The 11,243-nt window shown below is 60.6% G+C and carries 10 protein-coding genes; 3 read left to right on the forward strand and 7 right to left on the reverse strand.

Going from position 1 to position 11,243, the window contains the following annotated elements:
• Positions 1–1,510, reverse strand: a 1,510-nt coding sequence (locus WBG04_RS15025) for a DNA polymerase beta superfamily protein (protein ID WP_424315270.1), incomplete at its 3' end; no start/stop codon positions are given.
• Positions 1,511–1,632: 122 nt separating this feature from the next.
• Between WBG04_RS15025 and WBG04_RS15030 the strand changes: the two genes are divergently transcribed.
• The gene (locus WBG04_RS15030; RefSeq protein WP_424315271.1) at positions 1,633–2,091 is read left to right on the forward strand and encodes a DUF4011 domain-containing protein; all 459 of its coding nucleotides are present in this window, start codon (positions 1,633–1,635) and stop codon (positions 2,089–2,091) included.
• Positions 2,092–2,459: 368 nt separating this feature from the next.
• Here WBG04_RS15030 and WBG04_RS15035 read toward each other — a convergent pair whose 3' ends face one another.
• Both WBG04_RS15035 and WBG04_RS15040 read right to left on the reverse strand, forming a co-directional pair.
• Positions 2,460–2,657, reverse strand: a complete 198-nt coding sequence (locus WBG04_RS15035) for a hypothetical protein (protein ID WP_424315272.1) — start codon at positions 2,655–2,657, stop codon at positions 2,460–2,462.
• A 2-nt stretch (positions 2,658–2,659) separates the two neighbouring features.
• Complete coding sequence (locus tag WBG04_RS15040; RefSeq protein WP_424315273.1) at positions 2,660–2,860, reverse strand: hypothetical protein; 201 nt, start codon at positions 2,858–2,860, stop codon at positions 2,660–2,662.
• A 36-nt stretch (positions 2,861–2,896) separates the two neighbouring features.
• On the opposite strand from WBG04_RS15040, the gene WBG04_RS15045 reads away from it, so the two are divergent.
• Complete coding sequence (locus WBG04_RS15045) at positions 2,897–3,223, forward strand: hypothetical protein (protein ID WP_424315274.1); 327 nt, start codon at positions 2,897–2,899, stop codon at positions 3,221–3,223.
• A 198-nt stretch (positions 3,224–3,421) separates the two neighbouring features.
• Here WBG04_RS15045 and WBG04_RS15050 read toward each other — a convergent pair whose 3' ends face one another.
• The 4 genes from WBG04_RS15050 to WBG04_RS15065 all read right to left on the reverse strand — a co-directional run bounded on the left by WBG04_RS15050 (position 3,422) and on the right by WBG04_RS15065 (position 10,260).
• Entirely contained in the window at positions 3,422–6,757 is a 3,336-nt protein-coding gene (locus WBG04_RS15050) for a UTP--glucose-1-phosphate uridylyltransferase (RefSeq protein WP_424315275.1), read from the reverse strand.
• Between the two features lie 37 nt (positions 6,758–6,794).
• Entirely contained in the window at positions 6,795–7,652 is an 858-nt protein-coding gene (locus WBG04_RS15055; protein WP_424315276.1) for a sugar phosphate nucleotidyltransferase, read from the reverse strand.
• Positions 7,653–7,746: 94 nt separating this feature from the next.
• On the reverse strand, positions 7,747–9,180 hold the full coding sequence (gene sthA / locus WBG04_RS15060; protein ID WP_424315277.1) for a Si-specific NAD(P)(+) transhydrogenase: 1,434 nt from the start codon (positions 9,178–9,180) through the stop codon (positions 7,747–7,749).
• Between the two features lie 24 nt (positions 9,181–9,204).
• Positions 9,205–10,260 (reverse strand): potassium channel family protein, encoded by a 1,056-nt coding sequence (locus tag WBG04_RS15065; protein WP_424315278.1) that lies wholly within the window; start codon positions 10,258–10,260, stop codon positions 9,205–9,207.
• Between the two features lie 251 nt (positions 10,261–10,511).
• On the opposite strand from WBG04_RS15065, the gene WBG04_RS15070 reads away from it, so the two are divergent.
• On the forward strand, positions 10,512–11,243 hold a 732-nt coding region (locus tag WBG04_RS15070), incomplete at its 3' end, for a hypothetical protein (RefSeq protein WP_424315279.1).

Consider the following 11,243-nt stretch of genomic DNA (forward strand, 5'->3'; position numbering starts at 1 on the left):
GGGCTTTGCAGTGGGCCTTGAAGGCGTCGAGATTACAGGTCAGCCAGGCGATTGGCTTGGCTTCCTTTTCCACGGATGAACAGACAATCGCGGCGTCGTCCTTTTTCGAGAAGATTCCGCGCATTTCTGCGGGCTTGGTTTTGTCGATGAAGACGGCGTAGGTGTTGGTCGCGTGGGGTGCGGACACGAGGCCGAGATGGTTTTCATCGATGCCTTCCGCTGCGAGCCAGTCGTCGAGACGCACGGACCCTTGACCGCTGAGGATGTGGCAGAAGTGGCGGAGCGGGTGGCGTGCTTCGGGCTGCGGGTTGACGATCTTTTTGTTCAGTCCGCGCGCTTTGCGGATCTGGGACATGGCGTAGTTGCCGAAAGTCTGGCGGCAGAGTTTTGAAAGGAAGTCTTCGGGCTTCAGCAGATCGAAGGCCGGGTGGCGGTGGCGAATGCAGGAGTCGGGTGTGAAAAGCAGCTCAACGATGTTCGGGTTGTTAGAGAGCAGCAGGCTGACGAAGCGGCCGACTTCATAATAGACTTCGTCGCTTTTTTCATCGCTGACCTGATCGATGTTTTCGAGGCCGCCGAGGAAGGATGAAGGCGCAACGAAGATGCCGCGCAGATCGAAGTCCGAGCGATCGTGATGGGTGCCGAAGGCGCGGCTGCCGCTGACGGCTTCGAAGAGCAGCAGGTCGGGTTGACGGACACGATCGAGGGTGAATTCGCTTTTGTAGATCGGCTGCCAAGAGGTGGCATTCGCGGCTTTCGGCCAAAGGCTCCAGCGATGTAGGACTTGGTTGAAGGGGCCGCGCGGGTTGGAGTCGTTCGGCTGGGCATCGAGGGTGGCGCCGATGCCGGGAAGGTTTTCTTCGATGAAGTCATCAAGCGTCACTTGTCGGCCGGGTGACTCGTTCTCGCTGGCGTCGGCTTTCCACGCGACGAGTTCGCGGATGGCTTCGGCGACTTCGTCGGGTGCGGTTGGGATGAGTTCGACGAAGGGAACGGGCGGTGGCGTGCCGTGTTCGAGCACAAAGCGTGCGGCGAGCAGGGCGCGGAGGCAGTAGAGGTAGCCTTTTGCGGAGGGGGATTCTACGGTGAGCTTGTTGCGGTAAAACTGACCGGCGAGTCCGCGGTAGTGGTTGGCGAGGCCTTTGCGCGAAAGGTGATCAGTGGCGAGTTTGCGGAGATCTGTTAGAAAGGCCGGATTCGCATGATAGACAATCGGCGAATGAAGCCACTCGATGAGCGCGCCATTGGATTTCTGGAGAAGTCCGAGGGCCTTGCGGATGTCCCAGCCACCGGGGTCGAGGTCGTTTTCAATCGCGATCTCGATGGTGTCGCTGCCTTCACTGATGGTGAAGGCCTCCTCCATCGGGCGGCGGTAGAGAAAGCGGATGTCATAGTCCGAATCCGGCGATGCAAATCCCCAAGCCCGGCTGCCGGACTCGCAGGCATAGAGGATCTCGATGCCGTGTCTGGCTTCGAGTTCGCGCAGGAGGGTCTGGATCTTTTCGCTCACGCTTGATGAGTTATGGTTGGGGGTGGGATCGGACAAGGGTATTTCAAGATGATTTTGGGTGATCGTCATCGCGTGGCATGGAGTTCTCGACTTGCTGAACTGGGCTGCGCTTAATCGCCGCGATGATTCTGGAAACCATGCTTCAGCGGCTCTATCAGAGCATGCTCAAAGGGCCGAGCTTGAATGCCCGGCCTCACAATAGCCGCCAGCGGGTCGATGTGTCGGAGTTGCTGGCGATCGGATATGATTCGGAGACGAGCTTTTTGAAAGCGCTGCTCGAAGAGGGAAAGGTCGAGATTTCGGCGAAGGCGGAGCGTTTCAAAAAACCGGCGTATCCGGAGGCGGAGTGGTCGGATGAGGAAAAACGGAAGCGCGATGCCTGGGAGAAGGAGGTGAAGTTATTACGCAAGCTTGCGGGGATCGCGGCGGATGCGAAGGAGTATTTCAATGACCATGGCGAGGATGCGCTGTTCGTGGGTTTTCCGATACTTTCACTACCGCCGAAGGATGACCGGGAGGCGTTCGGAACATCACGGATCCTCGCGCCCCTGGCGATGGTGCCCAAGGAAAGTGTCAGGTGATAAATCTTACAATCTGCTCTTTGAAGTAAAAAAGCTGCCAAGCAAAAAGTAGGCAAGAGCAACCGAAATAGCAGACAGGCAATGGATTCCTGATCTAAGGATGGGGTGACGAAGGGAGCGGATTTGGTGCGTATGGCCTCAGGGCTGCTTACGCGAAAGCCTTTGCCGGAGCACGGTCACGACAGGTGCTGGAGGTGACCGGTGGAGGGTTCCTTTATTGGAACTGGCCACGACTGATAGATCGAGCGAATGGGTTCGTGCAATCTCACCAGTTGGGCGCTTGGGTTCCCCAGCGACAGTAAGGTCGCTGCTCCGGAAGGCGCTGCGGTGAGGTTTGGAGAACCGGAATGGTCCTGGTTGTTCTGCCTTTATACCCACTCGCACCACCCATCCACATAAGAAGCTGAGCCATCATGGAGCCAGGCGTCGAGTTGGGCTTGTTCCTTGGGTTGCTGGCCGCAGAGGCGGTCGACGAGACGGGTCATGTCGCTCCATAGTTTTTCGAACTGGGTGACGGGGAAGACGTCTTCCTGGCCGCTGCCCCAGTGCCTTCGATCCCGGGTCATCGCTAGCGGAACGAACTCCGATTGGTAGTGGTGATTCTCACAGGAATGGAATCGAACACGACAGGAAGGCCCTCATCAGTGATGAACACATTCGCTGGGCGAAGATCAAAGGCGGCTGCATCCTCACGGATGAAGGCCAGCGACTCTTCATAGCCGATACCGTAGTTGTTTCGGAGTTCCTTGAAGCCGAGGTCATCAATCATCAAGCGTCGGATTTCCGTTTCACTAGCGGGCCGACCGTGCTGATGGAGCTGGCGGGTGATGATCCTACGGTGATTTTGAACACCACCGATGCCGACGAAGCGGGTCATCTCTCCGAAGAGCTCGTCGTGCAGGATCAGTCGGTCGAGGTATTCAAGGGGGTCACCGTTTGTAAGCCGAGGTTTGCTGTCAAAAAAGTCGACGATGTAGGCGGCACAAGACGGCTTTGTGAATTTCAGGATGGAACGCGACCTTTCATCAAGGGAGATATCGTGTTCTCGCCCGCCTTCAACTACCGGCTCAAGCCCTTCGTAGAGCCAGCTTTGTTCCCGCCCGTACTTTTCGAGGAGCCTGATTTGCTCTGATCGATCAAGATAGTCTTCCTCCCCAAGAAACTTTCCATCTGGGTGTAAAATTCGCTCGAAGTCATCGCGGGCCTCTTGGAGAGCGCGGTCTTGACTTTCAGGCGGTATTTTTGGGGCTGAGTCATTTGGCAATGGCGGGATCATCACCTATTTAGGCCCGGATTTCAAGGAATCTTCGCCGAAGCGGAGGGGTGCTTTTCACCCCCACTCACACAGCCCGTCCACGTACGCCGCTGAGCCATCTCGGAGCCAGGCGTCGAGTTGGGCCTGTTCTTTGAGCTGTTGGCCGCGCGGGCGGTCGACTAACAGGAAACGGCAGTCGAGTTCGTCGAGGCGGGTCATGTCGCTCCAGAGTTTTTCAAACTGGGTGACGGGGAAGACGTCTTCCTGGCCGCTGCCCCAACGTTTCTTGACGTCCTTGAGGGTGACGTAGGTCGGCATGCGCTTGGCGATGCGGCGGGTGGCGGCGCGGACCTTTTCCTCGTCGCGCAGGTCGGCGTGGCTGAGGCCGAAGGCATCGAGCAGGGCATCGATGCGGATCCAGGTGGTCATCGAGTTGTAGTAGGAAAGCGCGAACTCGGCTTCCTCGTCGGGCATGGCGAGGCCTTCGACGAGTTCGAGGCGGCCGTTGACCTTGGCGAGGCCGCCGCCGCGGTCGTCGATGTGGCGGGTGATGACTTCGAAGCTGAGCGCGGCGCCGGAGTCGAGGTGGTGGCCAAGCACGGCGGGATCGAGACTGGCGCCGAGAGTATCGATGTTGTGCAGCATCAAATGCTTGAGCTGCGGTTGCTTGTCTAACAGATCAGCCAGAGTGCCGTTGAGCAAGAGGTTGGGGATTTCATACCAGTGGCCAACGGGGTGGAGGCACTGCGAGGTGAGGTTGTCGGTGTAGTCGGCGCCCTCGCCACTACTACGTGCCCAGTTGATGAGGGCGGCGTGGCCGCTTTCGCGGACTTTCTGGGCCTGTTCGTCGAGGGCCTGCTGCGGGAGTTCTTCCCAAGCAAAGCGCAGGTCGCGCTCGGTGGGGATGAGGCGCAGGCCGATCGAGCGTCCGCCGGAGACGAGGACTTCGCCGGGGTAGTCGAACTGTTGGTGAGCGGCGAGGAAGTCGCTGAGTGGAGCTTCTGTCAGGTAGCTGGCGGTGAAGATGTGCGGCGGGTAGGCGCCGTGTTCGCTGCCGGTGCGGCGGCTCTTGGCGAGGTGGGTTTCGAGGAAGCTGCGGTGGCGTGCGTCGAATTTGCAAAAGGGGTGCAGGGCTTTGACAACGCCGGCACCTTCGGTCCAGCGGCTGCCGACGCCGGCGGCGAGGGTGACGACGGCGACTTCGCCATTCGCGAGGGCTTCGCGACCGAGGGCGGTCTGGCTTTCGGAAACGGGCGACTTGGTTTGGCGGGTGAGGTCGCTGATTTCCCCAAGGCTGACGTCGGTGATGCGGGTGCTGGCGGGCAGGCGGTTTTTGGCGAGGCCGATGCGGCCGGAGCGGAGGTCGCTGCGGATCTGTTCGTGCTGGTCGGAGTCGAAGCCGTTGGCCCTGAGCAGACCGAAGAGGTCGCTGTGGGCCTTCTCTTCCTGGCTTTCGGGAAAGAGGCGGCGGAAGACATCGGGAACCAGCGAACGGAAGCGGTCGTTGGTGCGGAATGCTTCGCCGAGGCGCTGCAGTTCGAAGTGGCGGGCGCGGCTGAGCTGCTTGGGATCGTGGCGGACGAGTTGCGGCAGCATCAATTGGTAGTAGCTGTGGTTGAGCAGGGCGTCGTCGCCGCGGAGCAGTTCGGCGGAGGTGCCGTCGGGGTTGATGGTGAAGTCGTAGACGACCGGATCGATGGCAAAGGGCAGGGCCTTGGCGAGCTCGTTCTTGGCGTCGACCATTTCCTCTAACAGCCAGTCCTGGGCGGCGGATTTCACTTTTGGATCAAAGATGAATCCCATGCCGCCGCCGGCCATGCCGCCGAGCATCCAGAAGCCCCAGAAGTCATCGCCCCAGCGTTCGCGGCAGGCGGTGATGAGGCGTTCAGTGAAGAGGTTGCTGCACCACGGGATGATCGTTTGCAGCGGGCCGAAGAAGTTGCGGGTGGTGGTCTCGCCGAGCTTGCGGATGTCGCCGGTCTTCAGGCCGTCGAGGACTTCGCCTAACAGGTCAATGGCTTGCTTGCGCGCTTCCCATTCGGGGCCGGAGCGCAGCAGGTATTTTTCGGTGACCATTTCAAGGATCGGGCCGACGTTCTGGGCCATGCCGCCGTGGACGACGACGAGGCTGTCCTGAAGTTTCTGGGCGATGTCGGGGTCGAGCTTTGGTGGGATGAGGATCTCGTGGTCGGGCATCAGGCGGCCGCGGCTGATGCCGTATTCGACGTCGCTATCGCCGGCGGGCTGGCCGGCGATGAGCTTGATGCCTGGCCAGATGCCGCCGGAGTCCTGCCAGCCGCCGCCGGAGCCGCCGAGCCATTCGCCGAGGATCGCGCGGGCGGCGACGAGGCGTCGGCCGGGTTCATCGAGCGGGCCTTCGAGCTGGGCGGTCTGGCCGGTGGCGCGCATGCAGAGGGAGATGAGCGAGGCGAGCAGGTTGGTGGAGACCGCGAGGCGTGAGCCTTTCGGGATGCCGCGGACGTAGCTGGCGAGTTCGATTCCGCGACCGGGGCCGACGAGCTTTTCGAGCAGGTCGGTGAGTTTCTGTCCGGAGCCTTCGAGGCCGGGAGGGACGAGACCGGAGGCGACCAGTGCGGCCTTCAGCAGGCCGAGGTAGTCGGCGGCGTAGTCGAAGATCTCGTCGAGTTCGGTGATGTCCTTGTGCGCTTCGAGGTCGACACTGACGAGGCGGATGACGGGTTCATCGATGACGCGCAGGAAGGTTTCGATGGGCGGTTCGGCGGAGTCATCGCGACCGCGGACGCCGAGGTTGACCGAGACGTTGATGACCCGGGCGCCGGCGGGGAAATCCATGCCGAGGAAGAAGATGTCGCTCCACGCGCTGTGGGTGAGGTCCATGCGCACGGGAGTTTTTTCCCGAAGTACGGGAAACACCGGAGATGAGCCGGAACCGCCGTCCAACAACTCGCGTCGGATGCTCAGCGGTTGATCCTGCGGGTGGCCGAGGCGGAACATCCATTGGTTACCGGGAACGGAGCGGACGCTGGTGCGGACCTGGTCGGCGAGGGCTTGGAAGGCGCGCTGGTGATAGGCGGTGGCGAGCGCGCTGCAGATGGTGCTGCTCCAGCCGTCGTTGGCGGCGGCTTCGAGAAAGGACTCGATGGCTTCCGGAAAGCGTCTTTCGAGCAGGTGGACGTAGCCGGTGAAGGGGACGTGACCGGAGGCTTTTACTTCCGCGCGCTCGGGCAGCAGGAAGCGATGGATATTGGAAAGAAAGAACAGCGCGCGGACCGAGTCGTAGAGGTTGTCGGAGCTTTTCCGGAACTCGTCCAGCTCCTCGCATTCCTGAAGGAGTTCACTGAAGGTCAGTTCTTTACAAAAATCGTCCAGCGACTGATCGCGGACCGCTTCGTCGGTCGAGGTGATCAGGTTGATGAGGTTTTCAGGCATCTTGATGGGCGGGAAAATTGGGGGGTTGCAGGGGAGATCAGTGGCGCGCGCGGGCGACGATGTCGAGCAGGTCGCTGAGGATCTCATCCCGTTCGGAGCCGGCGAGGGCGAGCGCGAGCTGGGCATGGAAGAGACCGTATTTCTGGCTGATGTCGTGACGGCCACCGAGAACCTTGAGGGCCGAGTATTGTTCCCGGCGGGCGAGCTCGGAGAGGATTGGCGACAATTGGAGGGTTCCTCCCGCGCGTTTGGTTTCCTCCACTTTTGCGGTGAGCATTTCCATGACGAGAGGCGTGAGCACGTGCATGCCGAACAGGGTCAGGTAACGGCCGGCGCGCAATCCGGGGACGATGAGTTTCTGCTCGGCTTCGGTGGGAGTTGGCTTTTCGAGAACTTCCCTGATCTGATAGATCGACTCGCCGCCGGCAGCTCGCTGAAGAGTGCCGGCGATGGTGCCGTAGTGTTGAATTTCGGTTTCATGCGTGGATTGCACCCCGGACATCGCGCAGTCTTCGGCTTTTGCGGATTCGATGAGTTGCCGCGCGCAGGAGCGTTCGGGATCGCCGCTGATGAAGAGGTGATCGCTGACCGCGTGGAAGAAGGGTTCACCTGCGGTGAAGTCGGCTGCTAGAGAAATGGCGTGACCGTAGCCGAAGCGCTCATGCTGCTCGATGAATGTCAGGCGCATGGACGTGTCGGTGATCGACTTCCGGAAAGCGTCTTCGTCACCCGGATGGATGATCAGGCAGACATCCTCGATGCCGGTCGAATGAACTTCCCGCAGCAGGATTTCGAGGACCGAGCGGAGTTCGCCGTCACGGTCGACAAGAGTCTGGATCGGAAGGGTGCGGTGGTCGGTACTGGCGGCGGTGATGACCGCTTTGGTGAGCTTCATGGAGTGATTCCGGGGCTGGATGAGGCCGCGAAGCTACCTGCCTTACTGAAAGAGAACGACTCCGGAGCCCGACATACTGCCGCGGGCAGGCAGTTCAGGTGGTGGAGGCGGTTTCCGCCTTCCGCGCCTTGATCTTCTTCACGTAGGCGATCTTGTTGGAGGCGTTGTAGGCGGCGACCTTGTAGCACTCGGCGAGGGTCGGGTAGTTGAAGACGGTGTTGAGGAAGTAGTCGAGGCCGCCGCCGAGACCGATGACCGCCTGGCCGATGTGGATGAGCTCGGTGGCACCGGAGCCGATGCAGTGGACGCCCAGCAGCTTCCCGTTTTCACGGTGGAAGATCATTTTGAACATGCCGGAGTTGTCGCCGAGGATCTGGCCGCGGGCGATTTCGCCATAGCGCGCGATGCCGGTTTCGTAGGGCACGCGATCGGCGGTGAGTTCTTCCTCGGTTTTGCCGACCATCGAGATCTCGGGAATGGCGTAGATACCGATCGGAAAGTGTTCACCCATCGGCGTGGCTTCGTAGTCAAACATGTGGCAGGCGGCGATGCGGCCCTGCTCGCTGGAGGTCGCGGCAAGCGCGGGGTAGCCGATGACGTCGCCAGCGGCGTAGATGTTAGGTGCTCCGGTCTGGTAGTGGTCATTGACCGAAATGCGGCCGCGCTCGTCGGCCTCGAAGCCGGCGGCGGGGAGGTTCAGCGCTTCGGTGGCACCTTGGCGGCCGACGGAGAAGAGGATCAAGTCAGCGACGACGTGCTTGCCGGACTCCAGTTCGATCAAGCCTTCGAGCCCGCCGTTTTCAACGACCTCCATGGAAGCGACGCCATCGCCGCAGCGGAAAGTGACGTCCTGCTTGCGCATCTGGTGGACGAGTTCATCGACGATCTCGTGGTCGAGGAATTCAAGCGGGCGCGGGCGTTTGTCGATGACGGTGACCTGCACGCCGAGTGCGGCGAACATCGAGGCGTATTCGATGCCGATGACGCCGGCACCGACGACGGCGACCTTGCGCGGCAGTTTGGTGAGTTGGAGGAGGGAGTCGGAGGTGACGACCACCTTGCCGTCGGCTTTGATGCCGCGTGGGTCGGCCGGCTTGGTGCCGACGGCAATCATGATCTTGTCGGCGGTGAGGCGGCGTTTTGATGCGATGCCATCGACGAGAATGGTGTGGGCATCCTCGAAGCTGGCACTGCCACGGATGACTTCGATGTCATTTCGTGAAAGCGCATCCTGCACCACATCCGATTCCTTGGAAACGACGTGATCCACCTGGGCGATGAGTTGTTCCATCGTGGGTCGGGCGGTTCGTCTGCTGCCGCTTCCGTGTTCGGTTCCGGCGTCGGAGTAGAGGCGGCGAACGGCTTCGCGGAAAGTCTTCGAGGGGATGGTGCCGGTTTCGATACAGACGCCGCCGATGCAGGTTTGTTTCTCGATGACAGCGACCTTTTTGCCGAGTTTGGAGGCTTGAACGGCGGCGCGTTGGCCGGCGGGGCCGGAACCGATGCAGATGAGGTCGAAGTCGTACATGATATGAAGATGGAGTCGGATGGATCAGCTGGTGGCGCCGCGGTAGTGGATCTGGCGTTTCGGAAAGAGGCGTTCGGTAAAATCGGGGATGATGCCCTGATGACACATCACGATCAAGGTATCGCCAGTGTCGAGGCGGGTATCGAGTGGGGGTTTGTGAATGGATGAGCCATCTGCGCGGCGTACGGCGACGACGAGGAAAGCGCTGCGACCGCGGGTTTCAAGCTCGGCGAGCGTGGCACCGACGAGGTCGGAGTCGGCGGGAATCTGCATCTCCTGGACCTGGACGCCGATTTCCGCAAGGTCGCCGGAGAGCCCTCCGGTCTGGGCGTCCTGTTCGAGGAATTCGGTGGCGTCGGGGCGGAGAATCAGTCCTGCGATTCTTTCGGCTCCGATGTGGGTGGGCAGCACGGCCTTGTCGGCTCCGGCCTGGAGAAGCTTGGCTTCGGTGGAGGGAAAATCGCCACGGGCGATGATGCGGAGCTTTGGGTTGAGGTTGCGGGCGCTGAGGGTGATGAACACGTTGGCGGCATCGCTGGGGAGCACCGAGGCGAGGGTCTGGGCTCTTTCGATGCCGGCTTCAAGCAGGGTTTTCTCGTCAGTGGCGTCGCCGGAAACGTGATAGTGACCCTTGCCGGATACTTCAGTGAGTCGGTCGAGATCGCGGTCAATGACGACGAAGTCGCGGACGGCGCTTTCGAGTTCGGCGATGATCTGTCGCCCGACGCGGCCGTAGCCGCAGACGATGACGTGATTCGTCAGTTTCTGGACCTCCTTACTCATGCGGCGACCTCCCAAGGCGTTGAGGATCTGCCCCTCGGTGAGAAACTGGACAAAGGCTCCCATCAAGTAGATCACGGTGGTGCAACCGAGCACGATGATGATCACCGTGAAGGTCATCAGACCGGTCGAATCGATCGGCCGGACCTCGCCGTAGCCGACGCTGAAAACGGTGAGAATCACCATGTAGATCGCGTCGAGCAGCGGCCACCCGGCGATTACGTAACCGCTCACGCCCGCCAAGAAAACCAAGGCCAGGGCGCAGAGACCGGCGACGAGGTTGCGCAAGGGTCGGCTCATGAAACGGACCAGACGGCGGATGGATTTTCACAAAACAACAAGCGGTAGAGCAGGTCGCAGGCCAGATGAGGGGAGCTTGATTTTTGAGTCTGACATAAGGTATTAAGGAACAATGAAATAAAGGCTGATTACCGGGGACGCCGGACCCCTTGGGCTCCCGTGGCCTGCTCGCTTGGAGCTTGCCAGATCACTGCGGACCGATTTAGGCTAAGCGCCTTATGTTCAGGCGATTCACTTGGGTGATAGGAACCATGGCTGGGCTCGGCGCTTCGGAGGTCGATGCCCTGCCGAGTATTTCCGGGGTGGAGATCGCCAACCCGGAGTGGTCGATCATCATGACGCCGGAGGGCTACTCGGACGTCGCCTTGGACAAGCGTCCTGGATTCGATGGGAGGGAGTACCTTTCCGGCGAATGGGCGGCAGCGGTCAAATATTCAGGATCCGCTGGTCCGATCTGGTTGCGCAAGACCTGGGGGTTTCCCTGCTGGGATACGAACTCCAATTTCACGGTCGTCGATCCGGTCGGTATCGATACGCCTCAGACCAATTCGGACGACTTTCTCCGTTTTATCTCAAGGATCAGCAATGGAGTCCTCGAGATCACGATCCGCTATGAGATGGTGGATACGGCGACGGGCATCGAGCAAGGTGATGAAAGGGCCAGTGCGGAAGGAGACGGCGGAAGCACGACAAGCAGTCGCTATGTCCTGAGGCAGACCTATGTGGTGAGAAACATCTCCGGGGGTGCTCTCAGCGAAATCTGCTTTTATCATTTCCTGCATGGGCTGACGTCCGGGGTCTCGCTTTACGATGATCGGGATTATGGCGGCCCGATGGCTGCCTATCATTTCGACAACACCCAGCACGGGAGCTCACTCAGTCTGAACACCACGACCGGTGAGATTTTCTCACACCTTGATACGGTGTGCATGCACGCGATGGATGTGCCGACGGCAATCGAGTGCGGCTACTACGGTGTGGAG

Origin of the sequence: Haloferula sp. (assembly GCF_049672945.1) — a bacterium.
Taxonomy (GTDB): Bacteria; Verrucomicrobiota; Verrucomicrobiia; order Verrucomicrobiales; family Akkermansiaceae; genus Haloferula.